The sequence below is a fragment of the Streptomyces gamaensis genome, from assembly GCF_042656465.1.
Lineage (GTDB): Bacteria > Actinomycetota > Actinomycetes > Streptomycetales > Streptomycetaceae > Streptomyces > Streptomyces gamaensis.
In genome coordinates this window covers 194,050-215,848 of sequence record NZ_JBHSPB010000010.1, presented here as the reverse complement: position 1 = coordinate 215,848, position 21,799 = coordinate 194,050, and the positions used below count along the sequence as shown (strand labels likewise).

At 72.4% G+C, this 21,799-nt stretch carries 20 protein-coding genes and 1 pseudogene; 12 read left to right on the top strand and 9 right to left on the bottom strand.

From position 1 onward, the window contains the following. Positions 1 to 41 precede the first annotated feature (41 nt). On the bottom strand, positions 42 to 749 hold the full coding sequence (locus ACFP1Z_RS18550) for an HAD family hydrolase (RefSeq protein ID WP_390317536.1): 708 nt from the start codon (positions 747 to 749) through the stop codon (positions 42 to 44). A gap of 161 nt (positions 750 to 910) precedes the next feature. Continuing rightward, positions 911 to 1,360: a DUF6415 family natural product biosynthesis protein gene (locus ACFP1Z_RS18545; protein WP_390317535.1), complete on the bottom strand. Its 450-nt coding sequence runs from the start codon at positions 1,358 to 1,360 to the stop codon at positions 911 to 913. 222 nt (positions 1,361 to 1,582) lie between these two features. Between ACFP1Z_RS18545 and ACFP1Z_RS18540 the strand changes: the two genes are divergently transcribed. From ACFP1Z_RS18540 to ACFP1Z_RS18530, 3 genes and pseudogenes are all read left to right on the top strand, one after another. Beyond that, positions 1,583 to 2,422, top strand: a complete 840-nt coding sequence (locus ACFP1Z_RS18540; protein WP_390317533.1) for a helix-turn-helix domain-containing protein — start codon at positions 1,583 to 1,585, stop codon at positions 2,420 to 2,422. Beyond that, the gene (locus tag ACFP1Z_RS18535; RefSeq protein WP_390317532.1) at positions 2,403 to 2,621 is read left to right on the top strand and encodes a DUF397 domain-containing protein; all 219 of its coding nucleotides are present in this window, start codon (positions 2,403 to 2,405) and stop codon (positions 2,619 to 2,621) included. Before ACFP1Z_RS18540 ends, ACFP1Z_RS18535 begins: the two co-directional genes overlap by 20 nt. 16 nt (positions 2,622 to 2,637) lie before the next feature. Then, positions 2,638 to 2,901: pseudogene (locus tag ACFP1Z_RS18530) on the top strand (DUF397 domain-containing protein); the annotation flags it as partial. On the opposite strand, the gene ACFP1Z_RS18525 reads toward ACFP1Z_RS18530, so the two are convergent. Both ACFP1Z_RS18525 and ACFP1Z_RS18520 read right to left on the bottom strand, forming a co-directional pair. Beyond that, on the bottom strand, positions 2,801 to 3,733 hold the full coding sequence (locus ACFP1Z_RS18525; RefSeq protein ID WP_390317531.1) for a hypothetical protein: 933 nt from the start codon (positions 3,731 to 3,733) through the stop codon (positions 2,801 to 2,803). The pseudogene ACFP1Z_RS18530 and the gene ACFP1Z_RS18525 sit on opposite strands and share 101 nt — an antisense overlap. A gap of 171 nt (positions 3,734 to 3,904) precedes the next feature. Beyond that, positions 3,905 to 5,257 carry a type III PLP-dependent enzyme domain-containing protein gene (locus tag ACFP1Z_RS18520; protein ID WP_390317530.1) on the bottom strand — a complete coding sequence of 451 codons (1,353 nt, stop codon included), beginning with the start codon at positions 5,255 to 5,257 and terminating at the stop codon, positions 3,905 to 3,907. Positions 5,258 to 5,432: 175 nt separating this feature from the next. Here ACFP1Z_RS18520 and hutU point away from each other — a divergent pair, with 175 nt between their 5' ends. From hutU to hutI, 4 genes are all read left to right on the top strand, one after another. Then, on the top strand, positions 5,433 to 7,097 hold the full coding sequence (gene hutU / locus ACFP1Z_RS18515) for a urocanate hydratase (protein WP_390317529.1): 1,665 nt from the start codon (positions 5,433 to 5,435) through the stop codon (positions 7,095 to 7,097). Positions 7,098 to 7,240: 143 nt separating this feature from the next. Continuing rightward, the gene (locus tag ACFP1Z_RS18510; protein WP_390317528.1) at positions 7,241 to 8,446 is read left to right on the top strand and encodes an allantoate amidohydrolase; all 1,206 of its coding nucleotides are present in this window, start codon (positions 7,241 to 7,243) and stop codon (positions 8,444 to 8,446) included. Beyond that, a complete protein-coding gene (locus ACFP1Z_RS18505) occupies positions 8,437 to 9,774 on the top strand; it encodes a formimidoylglutamate deiminase (RefSeq protein ID WP_390317527.1) in 1,338 nt (445 codons plus the stop codon). The genes ACFP1Z_RS18510 and ACFP1Z_RS18505 overlap by 10 nt, the downstream gene beginning before the upstream one ends. 77 nt (positions 9,775 to 9,851) lie before the next feature. Continuing rightward, positions 9,852 to 11,024: an imidazolonepropionase gene (gene hutI / locus ACFP1Z_RS18500; RefSeq protein ID WP_390317526.1), complete on the top strand. Its 1,173-nt coding sequence runs from the start codon at positions 9,852 to 9,854 to the stop codon at positions 11,022 to 11,024. A gap of 9 nt (positions 11,025 to 11,033) precedes the next feature. On the opposite strand, the gene ACFP1Z_RS18495 is transcribed toward hutI, so the two are convergent. Further along, complete coding sequence (locus tag ACFP1Z_RS18495; RefSeq protein WP_390317525.1) at positions 11,034 to 11,951, bottom strand: aldo/keto reductase; 918 nt, start codon at positions 11,949 to 11,951, stop codon at positions 11,034 to 11,036. 69 nt (positions 11,952 to 12,020) lie between these two features. Here ACFP1Z_RS18495 and ACFP1Z_RS18490 point away from each other — a divergent pair, with 69 nt between their 5' ends. The 3 genes from ACFP1Z_RS18490 (at position 12,021) to ACFP1Z_RS18480 (ending at position 15,083) form a co-directional block, all read left to right on the top strand. Continuing rightward, positions 12,021 to 12,401 (top strand): MerR family transcriptional regulator, encoded by a 381-nt coding sequence (locus ACFP1Z_RS18490; protein WP_390317524.1) that lies wholly within the window; start codon positions 12,021 to 12,023, stop codon positions 12,399 to 12,401. 159 nt (positions 12,402 to 12,560) lie between these two features. Then, the gene (locus ACFP1Z_RS18485; RefSeq protein ID WP_390317523.1) at positions 12,561 to 13,988 is read left to right on the top strand and encodes an amino acid permease; all 1,428 of its coding nucleotides are present in this window, start codon (positions 12,561 to 12,563) and stop codon (positions 13,986 to 13,988) included. A gap of 609 nt (positions 13,989 to 14,597) precedes the next feature. After that, a complete protein-coding gene (locus ACFP1Z_RS18480) occupies positions 14,598 to 15,083 on the top strand; it encodes a hypothetical protein (RefSeq protein WP_390317521.1) in 486 nt (161 codons plus the stop codon). Positions 15,084 to 15,110: 27 nt separating this feature from the next. Here the strand turns inward: ACFP1Z_RS18480 and ACFP1Z_RS18475 are convergent, their stop codons facing one another. The 3 genes from ACFP1Z_RS18475 to ACFP1Z_RS18465 form a co-directional block, all read right to left on the bottom strand. Next, on the bottom strand, positions 15,111 to 15,668 hold the full coding sequence (locus ACFP1Z_RS18475; protein WP_390317520.1) for a hypothetical protein: 558 nt from the start codon (positions 15,666 to 15,668) through the stop codon (positions 15,111 to 15,113). A 107-nt stretch (positions 15,669 to 15,775) separates the two neighbouring features. Next, positions 15,776 to 16,627 (bottom strand): MurR/RpiR family transcriptional regulator, encoded by an 852-nt coding sequence (locus tag ACFP1Z_RS18470; protein ID WP_390317519.1) that lies wholly within the window; start codon positions 16,625 to 16,627, stop codon positions 15,776 to 15,778. Positions 16,628 to 16,797: 170 nt separating this feature from the next. Beyond that, positions 16,798 to 18,174, bottom strand: a complete 1,377-nt coding sequence (locus tag ACFP1Z_RS18465) for an acyl-CoA synthetase (RefSeq protein ID WP_390317518.1) — start codon at positions 18,172 to 18,174, stop codon at positions 16,798 to 16,800. 99 nt (positions 18,175 to 18,273) lie between these two features. On the opposite strand from ACFP1Z_RS18465, the gene ACFP1Z_RS18460 reads away from it, so the two are divergent. Continuing rightward, positions 18,274 to 18,714 (top strand): hypothetical protein, encoded by a 441-nt coding sequence (locus tag ACFP1Z_RS18460; protein ID WP_390317517.1) that lies wholly within the window; start codon positions 18,274 to 18,276, stop codon positions 18,712 to 18,714. A 315-nt stretch (positions 18,715 to 19,029) separates the two neighbouring features. On the opposite strand, the gene ACFP1Z_RS18455 is transcribed toward ACFP1Z_RS18460, so the two are convergent. Then, positions 19,030 to 20,433, bottom strand: a complete 1,404-nt coding sequence (locus ACFP1Z_RS18455; RefSeq protein WP_390317516.1) for a cystathionine beta-synthase — start codon at positions 20,431 to 20,433, stop codon at positions 19,030 to 19,032. Positions 20,434 to 20,741: 308 nt separating this feature from the next. Here ACFP1Z_RS18455 and ACFP1Z_RS18450 point away from each other — a divergent pair, with 308 nt between their 5' ends. Continuing rightward, entirely contained in the window at positions 20,742 to 21,773 is a 1,032-nt protein-coding gene (locus tag ACFP1Z_RS18450; protein ID WP_390317515.1) for an SGNH/GDSL hydrolase family protein, read from the top strand. Positions 21,774 to 21,799 lie beyond the last annotated feature (26 nt).

The following is a 21,799-nucleotide window of genomic DNA, read 5'->3' as shown; positions in this document are numbered from 1 at the left end:
GCTGCGGGCGCCGCGCCGGACCTTCCGGGCGGCGCCCGGCGCTATCCGCGTACGGCGGCCGCCACGGCGGCCGTATCCCTGAGATCGGGCAGCACGAAATCCGCGCCGGAGGCGGCGAGTTCGGCCACCGACGCCCGTCCCGTCGCGACGGCGACCGCGAGCGCGCCGCCCGCCTTCGCGGTCGCGACGTCGAGAACGGTGTCCCCGATGACGACCGTCTCCGGCCCGCCGAATTCCCGCCCGAGGCGCGTACGGGCCCGGCGCCAGGCGTACGGGAGCAGCTGCGGCCGCTCGTGCGCGTCGTCCCCGTACGCGCCGCAGTCGAAGTCCAGATGCTCCGCCAGCCCGAAGGTCTTCAGCTTCAGCTCGGCCACCGAGCGGAGGTTTCCGGTCAGCACGGACTGGTGCACGCCGCGCGTACGAGCCAGGGCCGCCAACGCCGCCCTGGCACCCGGCAGTTCGCGCCCGGCGGCGGCGAGATCCTCCGCCCGCGCGTGCACCTCGTCGTTCATCGCCGCCGCGAGCCGCCGCACGGTCGCGTGATCGGGCTCCACCCCGTTGAGCCGCAACGTCTCGGTCGCGATCGACAACTCGGTCCGCCCGGCCATGGGCGCGGGCGCCCGCAGGGGCTTCCCGGTGACCCTGGCGAACGCGGCGGCGTAGGCCTCACGACTGACGCCGGCACCGTCGATGAGCGTGTGGTCCACGTCCCAGAGGACGAGGCGGTAAGGGTGACAGGTCAAGCTCACGGATCCTCCCGACGGCCAACAGCCCCCGCCGGGAGGGCAATCCCGGCGGGGGCCTGATCATCCGGGAGGGTGGGTTTCCCGATGACTGCGCCGCAGTCTAGCGTTTGGGCTTTCGCCGTACGGGCGTTCCCGGGGCCCGGCACTTGCCGAACGGCCTCGGATCAAGGATCCTCCTGGGCGGTGAGGCCCCCGCTACCATCGGGGGCCTCACACACGGTGCCGTCCGGGCCTTGCGCCTCCTTCCGGAGCGTGTCGTAGTACTCCCGTACCTCCAGCGCCGCCCACAGCAACCGACGGCAGTAATCCCGCGCACTCATCAGGCCGTTGCCCGGCCCGTCCTCCTGCGCGGCACGGAAAAAGGCACTGTCGGCCGTACGCCGGGCGGGAGCCCTGCGAGGATCCTGGGCGGGCAGCCGCTCCGCGAGCGTCTTCAACTCGGCCGTCGTCCGTCTGATGTACGTACGCAGTACGGCCGTTGCGGCCGCCAGCTCCTCCGCGGACGGCGCGGGGTGCGCAGCCAGGATCGCCTTCGCGGCATCCACGGCCGCGGGGTCGCCCGGCGGTTCGGGGTGGCCCCTGTACGTCATGGCTGTGCCGGGGCATACGGGCATGGCAGGGTGATCTCCTTCGGGGTGGGGTTGCGTTCTGCTCGGCGGTGAGCGCGCGGAGGTGTGGGATGCGTTGTGCGGGGCATCACGGCATACGGAGGCTCGAACGCGGCTTCGTACGGCCGGAGTTACTTCCGTGGTTCTGCGCACCAGTATCCTCCGGAACCCATAGGCTCCACCGCATCCAACGCTTGCCCCCCTCCCACGAAAGTGGTGAGTACACCCATGTCCGCTCCCGCGTCCACGCCCCCGCACCCCTCCCTCGTCGAACAGTTCGGAATCCTCCTCCGGGAACTCCGCCAGGCGCGGGGCCTCAAACAGTGGGAGCTCGCCAAGGCCGTCCACCTCACCCACACCGTGATCTCCCGGTACGAGAACGGGAAGCTGCTGCCGCCGACCGAAGAGGTCGTCAGGCTGCTGGACGCTGCGCTCGAAGCGAATGGCCGACTGCTGGAAGCGTGGGACCACCTGAACGACAGTCCTGGCGCCAAGTGGATCCAGAAGTACTTCGAGATCGAGTCGCGAGCGGTCAGGATTCGGCACCTTGAGGCGTACGTGCCAGCGCTTCTGCAGAACGACGAGTACACGAGGGCCATGCTCGAACGCGGCATGACGTTCTATGGAGGGAACCTCGAAGAAAAGGTTGCCTTTCGTGCGCGGCGACGCGAAGTACTTCGCAAGCCGAACGCTCCGGAATACGCACTGGTACTCGGCGAGCCGGGGCTCAACTACCTCGTGGGAAGCCCCGAGGTCACCGGACGACAGCTCATGGACCTGCTGGACCGGATGTCGGATACCGGGGTGAACATCAGGATCCTCCCGCGCGATGCCGTTTTCCACATGAACCGCATCGGTGTCGTCACCATCTTCGACATGCCCAACGGGCAGACCATCGTCTACCGTGCCGCGCCCTTGACCGGACTGTTCGTCACGGAACCCGCGAGCGTCGTGGAGTACACCGCGTTCTACGACCAGCTCCACAAGCAAGCTCTCGCCCCGAAGGCGTCACGAGTGCTCGTTCGCAAGGTACTTGAGGAGATTGCCCGTGCGTACCGTCCGACCTGACCTGATCAGGGCCACTTGGCGCAAGAGCAGCCACAGTGTCGACAGCCACGACTGCGTCGAGGTAGCCGATGAGTTCCCCGGCACCGTGCCCGTCCGGGACTCCAAAACCCCCCACGGCCCCGTCATAACCTTCCGCACCACCGCCTGGGCCACCTTCATAGCCACCGTCACCGCCCCCCACAGCAGCCCAACCGCGTAACACCCGCAAGAGCTCCTACAGCCAGGGGATTGACCCCAACAGTTGTGTCGAGGTCGCCGACCACCTCCCGGCCCTCACCCTGGTGCGGGACTCCAAAAACACCGCCCACCCCCCGCTCACCATCCCGCACCCGGCCTGGACCGCCTTCGTCACCGCACTCGCCGCCACCAGCGGTGCTCTCACAGCAGCGAGCGCCCCCGCTGCCCCCGCAGCCCGTCCAGCGCCTGCCGGATCGTCCGGATCATCAGACGCGGGCGATAGAACACGTCGTCCCGTGTAAAACGCAGGACCTGCCGGACCTCCGCGCAGCCGGAGAGCTCGTTGAATCGCGCCGTATCCGCCTGGTGCGCCCGCCGGCTCCCGTGCCAGGTGAACCCCTCGATCTCCACTGCCAGCCCCTCCTCCCGGAAGAAGAAGTCCAGCCGCCGCGTGCCCCCGTTGGAGGTCACTACAGCCACCTGCAACTCGGGGAACAGCCCCGCATCCCTCATCTCCAGCCGCGCCTTGGACTCCGCCACCGACTCGGACAGATGCGTCGCCAGCCCAAGCGCAAACAGCGCCCCACCCGTGTTCGAGCGCCCCCTACCCGCCTTCAGCCCCTCCTTGATCTCCGTCCGCCTCGCCAGATCCTTGCCCAGCACGGAGTCCGCCGCGATCACGGCCTCGTGCAGCGGCAGGGTCCGGAGCAAGTCGCCAATGGTCCGCACCACCGTGGTCACCCTCACGCCTGCCACCACGGTGACCTCTTCAGGAGCCGGCTCCATCGTGTGGAACACGACTCCGCCCCCGGTCACCCGGTACTTCGCACGCGCGGCAACCTCCAGCTTGTACGGCCTGATCAACTCAATGCCGTGCCCCTGCGCCGCAGCGCTGTGGCTGGCCACCACTTCAGGGTGCCTCGCCTGTACCGCCAGCAAGCGCAGCCGGAGGTCGACTTCCTTGCCGGGCATCGCCCATGCGCCCCGGTGCAGCAGTGTCCACCCCGCACGGCGCAGGACCACCGCCACATTGCCGAGTTTCACCCCTTGGGCGACCACCTGAGGGCACAGCACAAACCCGCCTTGCTTCTCGGCAAGTTCACGCAGCGCCCCGTCATCGATCCTCTCCCCCATGCCCTCAGCACAGCGCATCGACCGAGGTGTCGACCACCCCTGTGGATAACCCGTTCGCGGGTGAACTAGTGACGATTGGCCTACGCCGTCAGGCCCGATGCGTAGGTGAATCGTTACCGGCACCCATCAATGTCGTCGCCGCAGGGGCGGGGCTGGGGAACACCAACGGTCTCAGCCCAGCCCCCTCAACCCCGCCACATACGCCCCACCGCTCTCCGCCACCACCCCGTCCAACGACTGCGGCTCGCGAACGGTCGCGAACGCGACCTCCGCACCCCCGCCCACCGCATACCCGTAAACCCCCGGCCGCACCAGCGAGTTGTACGCATAGTGCGCGGAGAAGTAATACGCCCCCGTGTCCAGCAGCGCGACATGGTCACCCGCCTCCAGCAACGGCAACGCGCAGCCGGCCGCGAGCAGATCGCCCGCGAAGCAGCACGGCCCGGCGACATCCTGCGGCACCGCATCCCCCGCCTTCGGGCGGCCGAGGGCGTCGAGGGCGGCCACCCGCAGTGGCCATGCCTCCGGCGCGTACACCGTGCGGGTCGCGACCTGCGCGCCCGCGTGCGTGACCGCGATCCGGCGCCCCCCGGCCGACTTCGTGGCTTCCACGCGGGCCAGTACGGTGCCGCTCTTGGCGACGAGTGACCGCCCGAACTCGGTGACCAACTGGTAGCGCCCGTCGAACAGTCCGGGGGCGGTCGCGGCCAACAGCCGTGCGTACGCGCCGAAGTCGGGACCGGCCTCGTCCGAGGAGAAGTCGACGGGCAGCCCGCCGCCGATGTCGACGGTGCGCACCTGCTGCCGTCCGGCGGCCCGGTTGATCTCCTCGGCCAGCTCGTACACGGCCCGTACACCCTCGGCCAGCAGGCCCAACGGGCAGCCCTGTGAGCCGACATGGGTGTGCACGGCCGTCAGCCACGGGCGCTGTGCGTACGCGCGCAGCAGCCACTCGCGTGCCCCCGCGTCGCGCAGCGGTACCCCGAACTTCGAGCCGGCCGTGGCCGTACTGGTCGCGCCGATGCTGCCGCCGCCCACCTGCGGGTTGACGCGCACGCCGAGGGCGGACGCGGTGGGGGCGGCGGCGACGAGCGCGTCCAGCCGGGACAGTTCCTCGCGGCTGTCGGCGTTGACCGCGATGCCCAGCGCGAGGGCCTCGCGCAGTTCGTCCGGGGTCTTGGCGGGGGAGTCCAGGACCGTCCGCGCCGGCGGTACGCCCGCCGCGCGGGCCAGCGCGAGCTCGCCGGGGCTGGCGACCTCGCAGCCCAGGCCCTCGTCGGCGAGGAGCCGGACCACGGGTACGAGCGCGCAGGCCTTCACCGCGAAGGTGTGCAGGACGCGGCAGCGTCCGCCGCCCGCCTCGTCGAAGGCGCTGTGCAGCGCGGCGGCGGCCGCCCGGATGCCGTGGACGTCCAGCAGCGCGGCCACCGGGGCGTGTTCGCCGACGATCCCCTGTCCGACCGCCGCGCGGACGGCCACCGTACGCCGCGCGGCAGCGGCGCTCGCGTTCCCTGTGAGACCCATGCGTCCATGGTGCCCGTGGCGGGCTCGCGGGCGGAGTACGCCGGGAAGATGGCGCGAACCCGCCGGGCGCCGCCGGTGCGGACGGCCGAGAGCTGTTGACTAGAGCTATTCACAGGGTGAAGATGTGCACAGTTCTATTCATACTTCTTGCGTCAGGCCAGGGAGGCAGGGCCCCATGTCAGGACCGCGACCCGTGCGAGCGCCCCGAGGGACCGAGCTGAGCGCCCGGGGATGGCAGCAGGAAGCCGCGCTGCGAATGCTGCACAACAACCTCGACCCCGAGGTCGCCGAGCACCCCGACAAGCTCGTCGTCTACGGCGGCACCGGCAGGGCGGCCCGCGACTGGCGCTCCTTCGACGCGATGGTGCGCACGCTGCGGTCGCTCAAGCAGGACGAGACCATGCTCGTGCAGTCCGGCCGCCCCGTCGGCGTGATGCAGACCCACGAGTGGGCCCCGCGCGTCCTCATCGCCAACTCCAACCTCGTCGGCGACTGGGCCAACTGGGAGGAGTTCCGCCGCCTTGAGGCCCTGGGCCTGACCATGTACGGGCAGATGACGGCCGGTTCGTGGATCTACATCGGCACCCAGGGCATCCTGCAGGGCACCTACGAGACCTTCTCGGCCGTGGCCGCCAAGCGGTTCGGGGGCACCCTCGCCGGGACCATCACCCTCACCGCCGGACTCGGCGGCATGGGCGGCGCCCAGCCGCTCGCCGTCACCATGAACGACGGTGTCGCGATCTGTATCGACTGCGACCCGCGCGCCATCGAACGCCGCATCGCCCACCGCTACCTGGACGTCAAGGCCGACTCCCTCGACCACGCCCTCCACCTGGCGGTGGAGGCGCGGGACGCCCGCCGCCCGCTGTCCATCGGCGTCCTCGGCAACGCGGCCGAACTCGTCCCGCAGCTCCTGGCGATGAACGCCCCCATCGACATCGTCACCGACCAGACCAGCGCCCACGACCCGCTGTCCTACCTCCCCCTCGGCGTCGACTTCTCCGACATGGCCTCCTACGCCGCCGAGAAGCCCGCCGACTTCACCCGCCGCGCCCGCGAGTCCATGGCCCGGCACGTGGAGGCCATGGTCGGCTTCCAGGACGCGGGCGCCGAGGTCTTCGACTACGGCAACTCCATCCGCGGCGAGGCGCAGTTGGCGGGCTACGAGCGGGCCTTCGCCTTCCCCGGGTTCGTGCCCGCCTACATCCGCCCCCTGTTCTGCGAGGGCAAGGGCCCCTTCCGCTGGGCGGCCCTCTCCGGCGACCCCAAGGACATCGCCGCCACCGACCGTGCCATCCTCGACCTCTTCCCCGAGAACGAGTCCCTCGCCCGCTGGATCCGCATGGCGGGCGAACGCGTCCACTTCCAGGGCCTGCCCGCGCGCATCTGCTGGCTCGGCTACGGCGAGCGCGACCGGGCCGGAGAGCGCTTCAACGACATGGTGGCGAGCGGCGAGTTGTCGGCCCCCGTCGTCATCGGCCGCGACCACCTGGACTGCGGATCGGTGGCCTCCCCCTACCGCGAGACCGAGGCCATGAAGGACGGCTCCGACGCGATCGCCGACTGGCCGCTGCTGAACGCGATGGTGAACGTCGCCTCGGGTGCCTCGTGGGTCTCCATCCACCACGGCGGCGGCGTGGGCATGGGCCGCTCCCTCCACGCCGGCCAGGTGACCGTGGCCGACGGCACGCCCCTGGCCGGCGAGAAGATCCGCCGGGTGCTCACGAACGACCCGGGCATGGGCGTCATCCGGCACGTCGACGCGGGCTACGAGGAAGCGGAAGCGGTCGCCGAGGCCCGGGGGGTCCGGGTGCCGATGCGGGAGGGTGAGGGCGCGTGAGCTTCCCCGACCCCTCCGCCGGAGGGGGAGCCCTCCCGCCGCTTGACGACCGGGGTCTGGGGCGGAGCCCCTGGGGGCACCTCCCAGCGGTAGCTGGGGGAGGGAAGGGGCGGGACTGGGGAAATCCCCCCTCCTTCCACCAGATGTGGCACGACCTCCACCCCCTCGGACTCCACGCAGAAACCCGCGGCTACCGCCGCTACGCCTGGACCGACGCCGACACCGACTGCCGGGCATGGTTCCGCGAACAGGCCGAATCCAGAGGGCTCACCCACGAAACAGACCGCAACGGCAACCAATGGGCCTGGCTCGGTGACCCGAACGCCGGAGACGCCGTCGTCACCGGCTCGCACCTGGACTCCGTCCCCGACGGCGGCGCCTTCGACGGCCCCCTCGGCATCGTCTCCTCCTTCGCCGCCCTCGACGAACTCCGCGAGCGCGGCGCGCAGCCGCGACGCCCTCTCGCGATCGTCAACTTCGGTGACGAGGAAGGCGCCCGCTTCGGTCTGGCCTGCGTGGGCTCCCGCCTGGCCACCGGCACGCTGACGCCCGGCAAGGCCCGCGAACTCCGTGACGCGGACGGCGTCGGCCTTCCCGAGGCGATGGAGCGCGCCGGCCACGACCCGGAGGCGATCGGCCCGGATCCCGAACGCCTCGCCCGTATCGGCGCGTTCGTCGAGCTCCACATCGAACAGGGCCGGGCCCTGACCGACACGGCCCACCCCGTCGGCATCGCGTCCGCGATCTGGCCGCACGGCCGCTGGCGTTTCGACTTCCGGGGCGAGGCCAACCACGCGGGCACCACGCGCCTCGACGACCGCCGCGACCCCATGCTCACCTACGCCAACACGGTGCTGGCGGCCCGTAAGAAGGCCCGCCTCGCCGGCGCGCTCGCGACCTTCGGCAAGGTCAGCGTCGAACCGAACGGCGTCAACGCCATCCCTTCCCTCGTCCGCGGCTGGCTGGACTCGCGCGCCGCCGACCAGGACACCCTCGACCTCGTCATCGCCGAGATCGAGAAGGCGGCCGCCGACCGGGGCGCCCGCGACGGGGTGGACGTGTCGGTGGTCCGCGAATCCTTCACCCCCGTCGTGGAGTTCGAGCACGCGCTGCGCGACGAGCTCGGCCGCATCCTGGGCGACCGCTACGGCGGGGAGCGCGTCCCCGTCCTCGGCACGGGGGCCGGACACGACGCCGGGATCCTCTCCGGTACCGTCCCCACCGCCATGCTGTTCGTGCGCAACCCCACGGGCGTCTCGCACTCGCCCGCGGAGTGGGCGGACGAGGACGACTGCCTGGCCGGGGTGACCGCACTCGCCGACGTACTGGAGGGACTGGCGTGCCGGTGACGACGTACTGGGCGGAGCACGCCTGGCTGGACCCCGAGGTCGAGCCGGGCGTGGCCATCGACGTGGCGGACGGCCGGATCACGGCCGTCCGTACGGGCGTGGGGGCGCCGCCGCCGGGAGCGGTGACCCTGCGCGGGCTGACCGTCGGCGGCCTCGCGAACGCGCACAGCCACGCCTTCCACCGCGCCCTGCGCGGCACCGTCCAGCTCGGCTCCGGCACGTTCTGGACCTGGCGCGACACCATGTACGCCGTCGCCGAAAAGCTCACCCCCGACAGCTACTTCGCCCTCGCCCGCGCCACCTACGCCGAGATGGCCCTCGCCGGCATCACCTGCGTCGGCGAGTTCCACTACCTGCACCATGCCCCCGGCGGCACTCCCTACGCCGACCCCAACGCGATGGGCGAGGCCCTGCTCGCGGCCGCCGCCGAAGCCGGTATCCGTATCACCCTCCTCGACACCGCCTACCTCTCCTCCGGCTTCGGGGCGCCCCCCGACCGCCACCAGCTCCGCTTCTGCGACGGCACCGCCGACGCCTGGGCCGAGCGCGCCGCCGCCCTCAAGCCCGCGGAGCACGCGCGGATCGGCGCCGCCGTGCACTCCGTACGGGCCGTGCCCGCCGGCCAGTTGGCGACTGTGGCCGCGTGGGCGGACGAGCGCGAAGCACCCCTGCACGTCCACCTCTCCGAGCAGACCGCCGAGAACGACGCCTGCCACGCCGCGCACGGCGTCACCCCCACCCGCCTCCTGGCCGACCACGGCGTGCTCGGCCCGCGCGCCGTCGCCGTGCACGCCACCCACCTCACCGACGAGGACGTCGCGCTGCTCGGCGGCTCCGCGACCGGCGTGTGCATGTGCCCGACCACGGAACGGGACCTCGCCGACGGCATCGGCCCCGCCGTCGCCCTGCAACGGGCGGGCTCCGCCCTGTCGTTGGGCAGCGACAGCCACGCCGTGATCGACCTGCTCGAAGAGGCCCGCGCCATGGAGCTCGACGAGCGCCTGCGCACCCGTACCCGCGGCCACTGGACGGCGGCCGCCCTGCTGCGCGCCGCCACCGCCGACGGCCACGCGGCACTCGGCTGGCCGGAGGCGGGCCGCATCGAGCCGGGCGCGCTCGCGGACTTCACCACGATCGCGCTGGACAGCGTCCGCACGGCCGGGCCGCGCCCGCTGCTGGGCGCCGAGACGGCCGTATTCGCGGCGACCAACGCCGACGTGCGGCACACGGTGGTCGGCGGCCGGCACGTGGTGTGCGACGGTGAGCACCGGCTCGTACCGGACGTGGCCGGCGCGCTGGCGGAGTCGATCGCGGCCCTCCACGGCTGACCACGGCACGCCTCACCACGGCACGCACCGGCCCGGACCGCCCACCGGGCCACGACACGAAGGAGACCCCGCCGCCCATGGCGAAGACGACGGTCATCACGAACATCAGCAGCCTCGTCACGAACACCCCCTCCCTGGGCGCGGGCCCCCTCGGCGTCGTCCAGGACGCGGCGGTCGTCATCGACGGCGACCGCGTCGTCTGGGCCGGCGAGTCCAGCAAAGCACCCGCCACTGACAACCGGGTCGACGCGGGCGGCCGGGCCGCCCTCCCCGGCTTCGTCGACTCCCACTCCCACCTGGTCTTCGCGGGCGACCGCACCGCCGAGTTCAACGCCCGGATGTCCGGGCAGAGTTACCGGGCGGGCGGCATCCGCACCACCGTCGCCGCGACGCGCGCCGCGAGCGACGCGGAGCTGGAGGCCAACCTCGTCCGCTACCTGGACGAGGCCCTGCGCCAGGGCACCACGACCATGGAGACCAAGTCCGGCTACGGCCTGACCGTCGAGGACGAGGCGCGGGCCCTGCGCATCGCCGCCGCCCGCACCGAGGAGGTCACCTACCTCGGCGCGCACATCGTCTCCCCCGACTACGCCGACGACCCGGCCGCCTACGTCGACCTCGTCACCGGCCCGATGCTCGACACCTGCGCCCCGTACGCGCGCTGGGTCGACGTCTTCTGCGAGCGCGGCGCCTTCGACGGCGACCAGGCCCGTACGGTCCTCGCCGCCGGTGCCGCCCGCGGACTGACCCCGCGCGTGCACGCCAACCAGCTCTCGCACGGCCCCGGCGTCCAGCTCGCCGTGGAACTCGGCGCCGCGTCCGCCGACCACTGCACGCACCTGACGGACGCCGACGTCGACGCCCTCGCGAGCGGCGACACCGTCGCGACCCTGCTCCCCGGCGCGGAGTTCTCCACCCGCGCCCCCTGGCCCGACGCGCGCCGCCTCCTCGACGCGGGCGTCACCGTCGCGTTGTCCACCGACTGCAACCCCGGTTCGTCCTTCACGAGTTCGGTGCCGTTCTGCATCGCGCTCGCCGTCCGGGACATGGGCATGACCCCCGACGAGGCCGTCTGGTCCGCGACGGCGGGCGGGGCGGCGGCCCTGCGCCGTACGGACGTGGGCCGCGTGTCCCCCGGCGCGCGCGCCGATCTCCTCCTCCTGGACGCCCCCTCGCACGTCCATCTCGCGTACCGGCCGGGCGTACCGCTGGTGTCGGCGGTGTGGCGGGCGGGCGAGCGCGTCGTGTGACGGGGCGGGCTACGCCTGCTGCTGACCGGCCAGCCGGTCCAGCGTGGCGAACTGCTCGTCGGACAGCCGCAGGTCGAGCGCCGCGGCGTTCTCCTCCAGGTGCGCGACGGACCGCGTGCCGGGGATCGGCACGGCCGTCGGCGAGCGGTGCAGCAGCCAGGCCAGCGCCGTCTGCGCCGGCGTCGCGCCCAGCTCCGCGGCCACGGCCGCCAGCGGACCGCCGGGCGCGGCGTGCGCGCCGACCGCGACGGGAAAGTACGGCACGAACGCGATGCCGCGCCCCGCGGTGTGGTCGACCACGTCCTCGTGGTCGCGCTTGGCCAGGTTGTACTCGTTCTGTACGGCCGCGACCGGCACGATCTCCTCGGCCTCGCGCAGCTGCGCCACGCTCACCTCGGACAGCCCGATGTGCCGCACCTTCCCCTCGTCCCGCAGCTGCCTGAGCGCCCCGACCTGGTCGGCCAGCGGGTACTCCGGGTCGATCCGGTGCAGGTACAGCAGGTCGATGCGCTCCGTGCGCAGCCGCCGCAGGCTCAGTTCGGCCTGCTGCCGCAGATAGGCGGGGTGCCCGTGGGTGACCCACTCGAAGGGGCCCGGCCGTACGACGCCCACCTTGGTGGCCACGGTCACCTCGCCCCGGAAGGGCCGCAGGGCCTCGGCGACCAGTTCCTCGTTGTCGCCGAGCGCGTAGGCGTCCGCCGTGTCGAAGAAGTCGATGCCCAGCTCGACCGCCCTGCGCAGTACGGCGATCGCCGCGTCGCGGTCGGCGGGCGCCCGCCAGATCGGGACCTCCATCGGTCCGGCCGCCGGGTCCGGGACCTCGGCCAGGCGCATCGCGCCGTAGCCGAGGCGGCGTACGGGCAGGTCGCCGCCGAGGGCGTGGGTGAGGGGGAGGGAATGCGGTGCGGAGCGGGTCGTGTTCGTCATGATCGGCACGCTAGAAGCTCACACCGGTGTGAGCTTCAAGTCCGCGAACGCCTGTATGAGGGGGATCACATGGGGGACCGCATGGGGGAGCAGTTGAGGATCGGCGAGCTGGCGCGCGAGACGGGGGTGAGCGTCCGGCTGCTGCGCTACTACGAGGAGCAGGGCTTGCTCACCCCGTACCGCCTCGCGGGCGGGCACCGCCGTTACGAGCCGGACGCCCCGGAAGTGGTGCGCCGCATCCGCCTCCTGCTGGCGGCCGGACTGCCGACCAGGGTCATCCGCGGCATCCTGCCGTGCGTACGAGGGGTGAGCGGCGCGGACTTCGACCCGTGCGTGGCCGTGCACCTGCGGGACCAACTGGCGGGGCTGGACGGCAGGATCGCCGAACTCAGCGCGGCGCGGGAGTCGTTGGCGGGCCTGCTGGACGCGACGGAGCGGGTGCCGGCGTAGCGGATGCGGGGTGCCGGTGGCCGAATGTCCGATGCCCGGTGCCGGGCGCCGGGACCGCCGCGAACGCGGGAGAAACCTCACGGACATTCCCCGTCCGCCCCCGATAGGGTCACGACCCCAAGATCCGCACAGGATCCGTCGCAGAGAAGGGGTTTTCGTATGCAGCCACCGACGACAGGCGGGGGGACGAAGCCGGCCGGTGCCGTGTCCGCGGCCTCCGGGGAGGGCGGAGGCTCTCCGGAGGGTTACCAGCGCGGACTCGGCACCCGGCAGATCCAGATGATCGCCATCGGCGGCACGATCGGCACCGGCCTGTTCCTGGGCGCGGGCACCGCCATATCCCAGGCCGGGCCGAGCCTCATCATCTGGTACGCGCTCGCCGGTGCCGTCCTCTTCCTCGTCATGCGCGCGTTGGGCGAACTCCTCACCCACCGCCCGGTTTCCGGCAGTTTCGCGGAGTACGCTCGGGAATTCCTCGGCCCGTTCTGGGGCTACGCCACCGCGTGGACGTACTGGATCATGTGGGTCACGACCGGCATGGCGGAGATCACGGCGGCGGGCCAGTACGTGAAGTACTGGTTCCCGGGCGTGGAACAGTGGCAGACAGCCCTGGTCTCGCTGGTCGTGCTGCTGGCCGTCAACATGATTTCGGTGAAGGCTTTCGGCGAGCTGGAGTTCTGGTTCGCGCTCGTCAAGGTCGTGGCGATCGTCGGCATGATCCTGGTGGGCGTCGGGGTGCTGGTCATCGGCTTCGGTGACGTCGGGGACACGGCGTCCGTGACCCACCTGTGGAAGGACGGCGGCATCGCGCCGAACGGCGTCCACGACTCCTTGATGACGCTTCAAATCGTCCTCTTCGCCTACCTGGGCGTGGAATTGGTCGGCGTCACGGCGGGAGAGGCCCAGGACCCGCAGAAGAACATTCCGCGCGCCATCAACAGCCTGCCCCTGCGCTTCGGACTCTTCTACATCGGCACGCTGATCGTGATCCTGTCCGTCGTCAGCTGGGCCGAATTCCATCCGGGCGTCAGCCCGTTCGTCGCCGCCTTCGCGAAGATCGGCGTCCCGGCCGGTGCCGGGATCGTCAACTTCATCGTCCTGACCGCCGCGTTGTCCTCCTGCAACGCGGGCGGCCTGTATTCCACGGCCCGCATGCTGCGTACCGCTTCGGTCAACGGCCATGCCCCGAAGCGATTGAGCCGGCTTTCCGGGCGCGGGGTGCCGTCGGGGGCGCTGCTGGTGTCGGCGGTCGTGATGGCAGTGGGCGTCGTCGTCAACGCCCTCGATCCGGACCACGCGTTCGCGTACATCACGTCGGTGTCGACGGGCGGGGCGATCCTGGTGTGGAGCGTGATCGTCGTGACGCACCTGCGGTACCGGAAGGCGGTCGCGGCGGGCACCGCGAAGTCCTCGGGCTACCGGTTGCCGGGGGCGCCCTGGACGAACGTGCTCGTGCTGGCCTTCTTCGCGTTCGTGACCGTGCTGATCGCGTGGGGTTCCGAGACGCGGGTGGCGTTGTATGTGATGGGGATCTGGGTTGTGCTGCTGTTGGTGGGGTGGGGGGTGTTGCGCAGGGGGAGGGCGTGACCGCAGGCGGATCACGGCCGTCCGCTGTGTCGCCCGAGGGCGGGTTCCGCCTGCCTCCGGCCCGCACCGCGCGCTATGGTGGTGACCGGGACGGCGTCCCATGCATGTAAGAGTGGCCCCCACCCCGGCCGGGTCCAAGCGGCAGCGGGATGAGGGCCTGACCGGGTCAGACGGTTACCGACCGGGAGTCCTCAGTTCTGCGGAGGACTGCCGGTCACCGCCGGAGCCGGTCACCTTCCGATGAGCCACTTGAAGAACTCGCGGAGCACTGCGGCGATCCGTCGGCAAAAGTCACGGGTCGCCGCCACCGCGCGTTCGGGGCGGGTCATCTTCCGGTGGCGTCCCATGGACGCCCCCCTTCCATACAGCGCGGCCATGGACCGGTGGCCGCTCCGGAGGAAGCCCACGATCGGACTCCCCCGAGCGGGAGCCCGACGTATCGGGTCTCCTCCTTGGAAGGGGGCGCACGAGGTGCGCCGCTCCGCAGACTAGCCGCTGCTCGGGCAATAAGTCCTGCTTCTCACCCGTTAGTTGGGAATTACGGAGAAGTGCGGCGTACGAATGCAATGCTGAGGTAAGCCGCATTGGCGTATCCCTTACGGTGGGCCCATGCGCATACGCCACACCCTTCTGCTCTGCACCGCCACGGCCGCCCTGCTCGGCGGCTGTTCCGGCGGCGCGGCGGAGCCGGGTGACGATGCCGGGCGCGAGTGGAATCCGAAGACCGCCTTGCGGCGTGCCGAGCGTGCGCTGGATGCCGCCGCAGGCGAGGGAGCCGGACCCGAATCCGTGGACAGCGGCACCGCGTTCATCGCGAGCGGGTTGGAGCAGGAGTTCGCGGCACCGGGCGACAGGCCGTACCGGCTCGACATCACGTGTGACGCCGTCGGCATTGAGGAAGCCGCGCTCACGCTGTCGCGTGGTGGCAAGGAGCAGACGTACGACGTCGGTTGCGGTGACCGCCAGGCGGATCGGTTCGACATTCCGGCGGGCCGGCCGTTCACGGCTCGCGTGGAGGCGGTGAAGGACGGGACCGGGCTGATCCTTTGGCGGCTGGGCACGGTCTCCCCAGGGGAGGTCTCGGGCTTCCCGTAACCGGGGCGGAGCCCCGACTGGGAGAACTCAGCGCCTCCCGCCCCCCGCACCCGCATCCCCCGCCCCCACCCCCGTCGTCAGATACCCCCGCACGCCCGAAGCCGCGGGCGACCCCGTCGCCCACTCCGTGCGGATCCACAGCAGCGCCTCACTGCGGCGCTCCAGGCCGCCCAGCCACATGGCCTTCGCCCACAGTCCCGCTCCCGCGCCCGCGAGTGCGAGGCCGAGGGTGGCCGGGGCGGCGAAGGAGGAGCCGATGGCGGTGAGGAAGGCGAGGAGGAGCCACCAGCGCCTGGAGCGGCGCCAGTTGCGTACGGTGACGGCGCGGTCCTGGAGGAAGACGGCGCGGCCGGCCCGGGAGGCGCCGCGCGCCAGTCGCTCGTACCGGCGGCGGCGTGCCGCGAAGACCACGGCGCCGACGAGGACGAAGAGGGCGGCCCCGCCGAGGACGCCGATGCGCCGTCCGGTGAGCCCCGGTACCAGCAGTCCGATGCCCGCGCTCAGTACCCCGAGCCACCACAGCCAGCCGGCCGGTGCCCTGACGATCACCGCCACCCGGGCCAGCGCACTGTTCCCGCGCCCCACGGCGGACCTCCTTCGCTTCCTTCTCGCCCGGGCCGTCCGGAACCCGGGACTCCGCGTGTGTCACGCGGCAGGGTAGCCAAGGATTCTGAGGGCGGTCTGAGAGAAGCTCACTCCACGAACAGGCCCCGCGCCGCCGCCTTCGCGTCGAACTCCTCAAGCCGCGCCTGGGCGTCGGGCAGGGCGTCGCACATGGCTTCCAGCAGCATCCGCCCCAGCAGCATCGGCGCGCAGGCGGTGTCGAAGGCGAGCCCGGTGCCGACGGCGGCGGGCAGCAGCAGGTCGCTGTGGCGGGCCACGGGCGCGAAGGTGGAGTCCGCGACGGTGACGACCGTCAGCCCGGCACTGCGCGCGTAGTGCAGCGCGTCGACGACCTCGCGCGGGTGCCGGGGCAGCGCGAAGCACAACAGCGCGCTCGCGCCGGCCCGTACGGCCGCGTCGATACGGTCGTCGAGCAGCGTGCCGCCCTCGTCCAGCAGCCGCACGTCCGGGTGGACCTTGCGCGCGAAGTAGCTGAAACCGGCGGCCTGGGCGGCGGCCGCGCGCAGCCCGAGCACGGGCAGCGGGCGGGAGGCGGCGAGCAGCCGGCCGGCCCGGGTGACGGGCTCGGGGTCGGCGAGCAGCGAGGACAGGTGGCGCAGATTGTCGATCTCGGCCTGGACCGCCTGCTGGTAGCCGTTGTACGAGCCCTCGCCGGGCGCGGCCGGTACCGGCACCACCTCCCGCAGGTGCCGGCGCAGCGCCGGGTAGCCGTCGAAGCCGAGGGCGACGGCGAAGCGGGTCACCGACGGCTGGCTGACGCCCGCGAGGTCGGCGAGCTCGACGCTGGAGAGGAAGGGTGCCTCGGCGGCGCGGCGCACCATGCACTGCGCGATGCGGCGCTGGGTGGGTGTGAGGCGGTGTCCCTCGAAGAGCTTGTGCAGCCGCGCGACGGCCTCCGGTTCGCCCCCGGTGTCGGTCATGCGAGCCCCTCGCTGCGCTCGGTCATCGGCTCCTCCATGGTCGTCGTGGGCGGTGGGCGGCCGACAGCTCCGGGTTGCGCCATTCACCCGCTGCCACGCCTGCATGAAATTATGCAGGCAGGGGCGACGGTCCGCGCGCGGGACGGCCCGGCCACCACGACCCCGGGGGCTCACACCGGAGGCAGCAGCCGCTTCTGCGGTTTGCCCATCGCGTTGCGCGGCAGCGCGTCGAGGAAGCGGACGCGCCGGGGCCGCTTGTGCGCCGACAGCCGCTCCGCGACGAAGTCGATCAGCGCCCGCTCGCTCACCCCCTCGGCCACGACATAGGCGACGATCTCCTGCCCGAGGTCGTCGTGCGACACCCCGACGACGGCGGCCTCCGCGACGGCCGGGTGGTCCAGGAGCGCGTTCTCCACCTCGCCCGCGCCGATCCGGTAGCCGCCGGACTTGATCAGGTCGGTGGAGGCGCGGCCGACGATGCGGTGCGTGCCGTCCGCCTCGACGGCCGCGATGTCGCCGGTGCGGAACCAGCCGTCGGCCGTGTGCGCGGCGGCCGTCGCCTGCGGCCGGCCCAGATAGCCGGTGAACAGCGTGGGACCCGACACCTCCAACTCGCCGATGCCGCCCGCTTCCTGTGCGATTCGCGTACGCACACCCGGCAGCGGCGTGCCCACCGTCCCCGGCCTGCGCTCGCCGTCCGCGCGGGCCGAGACGGTGATCAGGGTCTCGGTCATGCCGTACCGCTCGACGGGCCGCTGCCCGGTCAGTTCCTCAAGCCCCCGGAAGACCGGCGCGGGCAGCGCGGCACTGCCGGAGACCAGCAGCCGGGCGCCGCTCAGCGCGCGGGCGGCGGAGGGTTCGGCGACGATCCGGGACCACACGGTGGGCACCCCGAAGTACAGGCTGCCGCCCGCCGCCGCGTACGCCTGGGGGGTCGGCCGCCCGGTGTGGACCAGCCGGCAGCCGGTGCGCAGCGCGCCCAGCACGCCGAGCACCAGGCCGTGCACGTGGAACAGCGGCAGCCCGTGCGCGAGCGTGTCCTCGGCCGTCCAGTGCCAGGCGTCCGCGAGCCCGTCCAGGCAGGCGGCGACGGCGGCGCGCGGGATCATCACGCCCTTGGGGGCGCCGGTGGTGCCGGAGGTGTACAGCAGCAACGCTGTGGCCTGTCCGTCGGGTTCGGGTGCCGACCAGTCGGCGCGCTGCCGTATGTCCACGGGCAGACCGCCGTCCCCGCGCTCGCCCAGGACGAGCGCGGCGCCCGAGTCGCGCAGGATGTGGTCCCGCTCCAGCGGGCCGGCGTCCGGCGGCAGCGGCACCACGGGCACCCCGGCCAGCAGCCCGCCCACCACGGCGACGACCGTCTCCAGGCTCGCGCTCGCGTGGACGGCCACGCAGGGCGCGCCGGTGATCCGTGCCGCCACCGCGCCTGCGGCACCCAGCAGTTGCTCGCGCGAACAGTCGCGTCCGGCGACGGTGAGGGCGTCCGGCCGGTCGGTGCCGTCGGGCGCGGTGAGCGACGGCAGCAGGGGGTGGTGCGGTGCGTGCACGGACTGCTCCTTCCACGGGGCGGCCGGGGCCTGCCCCCGTACGGATACGGGTGCCAGCCCCAGCGACACGGGGCCGGAAAGGACCGTACCGTCCCCGGTATGACAGCCCGAGAACCCGACCCGAACGGCGCCGCCGGACCCCGGCTGCGCACCGAGCTGCGCAAGGAGCTCGACGCGACGCTCGCCACCCGTGCCGAGCTCGGTACGGAGTACGAACCGGCGCTGGCCGAGGGCTTTTTGGAGCAGGTCGACGACAAGCTGGACGAGGTGATCGCGCGGAAGGTGCGCCGGCGGCTCGCCGAGGAGCGGATGGCGGCGGCGCGCGGGGCGGGCCCCGGCACGGGGACGTTCGGCGAGCGCTTCGGCTTCGCCGCGGTCACCCTGGTGCTGGCGGTGCCGCTGTCCGCGATCGCCGCCGTCAACGCGCAGCTGTCCGGGCTGCTGGTGACGTGGGCGGGCATCGTCGCGGTCAACGCGGTGCACGCCGCGGGCGTCGTGCCGTGGGCCAACCGCCGCAAGCCGGAGTCCCGTTGGGAGTGAGCCCCTCGGGGGAGGGGGAAGTGCGCGGGGGCCGCCGCACCCCGGCCGTGCGGCCGGGGTCGGGACGACGGCGGTCCCCGCGGGGACGCGGCACCGGGTCAGGACCGGTGGGAGCCGCGTCCGGACGGCCTGGATTCCGGGAGCCGCTCCGGATGTCCCGCCGCCGTTCGTGGGGGTGCCGGTGCGCACCGAGGTCCGTACCGACGACCCCCAATATGCCGGACCGTTGTTAAGTGCGTGCTGCGGGCACGTGACGCATACGTACCCTTTACGGGACGGACGTGCCCCTGACGTTCACCTGACGCCGGTCCGCGCTCACTTGGCGCCGTTGGTCTTGCCGGAGTTCTCCGCGAGGAAGGCCAGCAGGTCCTGACGGCTCACCACACCGGTGGGCTTGCCCTCGACGAGCACGATCGCGGCGTCGGCCTCGCCGAGGACCGCCATCAGGTCCGCGACCGGCTCACCGGAGCCGACCTGCGGCAGCGGCGGGCACATGTGCTGCTCCAGCGGGTCGGCGAGCGTGGCGCGCTGGGTGAACAGGGCGTCCAGCAGCTCGCGTTCGACGACGGAGCCGACGACCTCGGCGGCCATCACATCGGGGTGCCCCGCGCCCGGCTTGACGATGGGCATCTGCGAGACGCCGTACTCACGGAGCACCTCGATGGCCTCGCCGACCGTCTCCTCGGGGTGCATGTGCACCAGCGAGGGCAGGCCGCCGTCCTTGCGCCGCAGCACGTCACCGACGCGCGCGGCCGGACCCGCCTCCTCCAGGAAGCCGTAGTCCGCCATCCACTCGTCGTTGAAGATCTTGCTGAGGTAGCCGCGGCCGCTGTCCGGCAGCAGCACCACGACCACGTCGTCCGGGCCGAGCCGCTCGGCCACGCGCAGCGCCGCCACGACCGCCATCCCGCAGGAGCCGCCGACCAGCAGGCCCTCCTCCTTGGCCAGGCGCCGCGTCATCTGGAAGGCGTCCTTGTCGGAGACCGCGACGATCTCGTCCGCGACGGTGCGGTCGTAGGCCGTGGGCCAGAAGTCCTCGCCCACGCCCTCGATCAGGTACGGGCGGCCCGAGCCGCCGCTGTAGACCGAGCCCTCCGGGTCGGCGCCGACGACCCGGACCCGGCCCTCGCTGGCTTCCTTCAGATAGCGGCCGGTGCCGCTGATCGTGCCGCCGGTGCCGACACCCGCGACGAAGTGGGTGATCTTCCCGTCGGTCTGCTCCCACAGCTCCGGACCCGTGGAGTGGTAGTGCGACAGCGGGTTGTTGGGGTTGCTGTACTGGTCCGGCTTCCAGGCGTTGGGCGTCTCGCGCACCAGGCGGTCGGAGACGTTGTAGTAGGAGTCGGGGTGCTCCGGGTCGACGGCCGTCGGGCAGACGACGACCTCGGCGCCGTACGCGCGCAGCACGTTGATCTTGTCGGTGGAGACCTTGTCCGGGCAGACGAAGACGCACTTGTAGCCCTTCTGCTGGGCCACGATCGCCAGCCCCACACCGGTGTTGCCGGAGGTCGGCTCGACGATGGTGCCACCCGGCTTGAGCTCGCCGGACTTCTCCGCCGCCTCGATCATCCGCAGGGCGATACGGTCCTTGACCGAGCCGCCCGGGTTGAAGTACTCGACCTTGGCCAGGACAGTGGCCTGAATGCCCTCGGTCACACTGTTGAGCTTCACGAGCGGGGTGTTGCCTACGAGCTCAATCATCGAATCGTGATACTGCACCGTGATCTCCGCGGTCGGGGGCACTAGCGGTTCGTCGCGTGCCCATAAGCAAAGCCTATTGCGCATCCAAGAGAACGAGATACCTCGAATGCGGCCAATCCCGGCCGGAACGCCGTGGGTGAGGCAAGCGCCACACTGCTTCAGGGCGCCACGGCACGCGCCACGCGACGGGACGTGCGCGGGCGCACCCCGGCGGGCCCGCGCGGACATGATGGAGCCGGGGCCCCGGGGCGTGGATCCGTGGCGCGAGGGGCACGTGGAGCGGTAGAAGCCGAAGCCCGGCCGGCAGCGCGAGGAGGTCCGCACCCATGTCCATGTCGAGGGCCAGAGTCGCCCGGCGCATCGCCGCCGCCGCGGCCTACGGAGGCGGGGGCATCGGTCTGCTCGGCGGGGCACTGGCCGGCGTGCTGCTCACCGAGGTGCGGCTGGCCCGGCGGGTCGTCGGCGGCCTGCACACCGATCCGCCGCACGCCGACGGCCGTTACGGCTCGTCCTTCGCGCACGGCCCGGACGACGAGCCGCTGCTGCTGGGCGTCCTCGGCGACTCCACCGCCGCCGGGCTCGGTGTGCACCGGCGCGGCCAGACCCCGGGTGCCCTGCTGGCCACCGGCCTCGCGGCGGTCGCCGAACGGCCCGTGGAGCTGCGCAACGTAGCCCTCTCCGGCGCCCAGTCGCACGACCTCGACCGGCAGGTCTGCCTCCTCCTCGGCGGCCCGGACCGCGTCCCCGACGTGTGCGTGATCATGATCGGGGCCAATGACGTCACGCACGGGATGCCGCCCGCGCGCTCGGTGCGGCTGCTGTCCGACGCGGTGCGCCGGCTGGCCGAGGCCGGCAGCGAGGTCGTCGTCGGCACCTGCCCCGACCTCGGCACGATCGAGCCGGTCTACCAGCCGCTGCGCTGGCTGGCCCGGCGGCGCAGCCGCCAGCTCGCGGCCGCCCAGACCATCGGCGTCCTGGAGGCCGGGGGCCGTACGGTCTCGCTGGGAGATCTGCTGGGCCCCGAGTTCGAGGCGAACCCGCGCGAGCTGTTCGGCCCGGACAACTACCACCCCTCCGCCGAGGGTTACGCGACCGCCGCCATGGCCGTCCTGCCGACGCTGTGCGCGGCCCTCGGACTGTGGCCGCGGGAGGAGGAGCGTCCCGACGCGGCCCGGCGCGAGGGCATCCTCCCCGTCGCCCGCGCCGCCGCCGAGGCCGCGGCCGAGGGCGGCACCGAGGTCACCGGCGCCCGGGGCCGCTGGGCCCTGCTCAAGCACCGCAAGCGCCGCCGCCTGCCCCAGGAGCCGAACAGCGCGGTGGCGCGGCAGGCGCAGCCCCGCGTGGGAAAGGAGACCTGAGGACGGCTCGCGGGACGCCGGGTGCG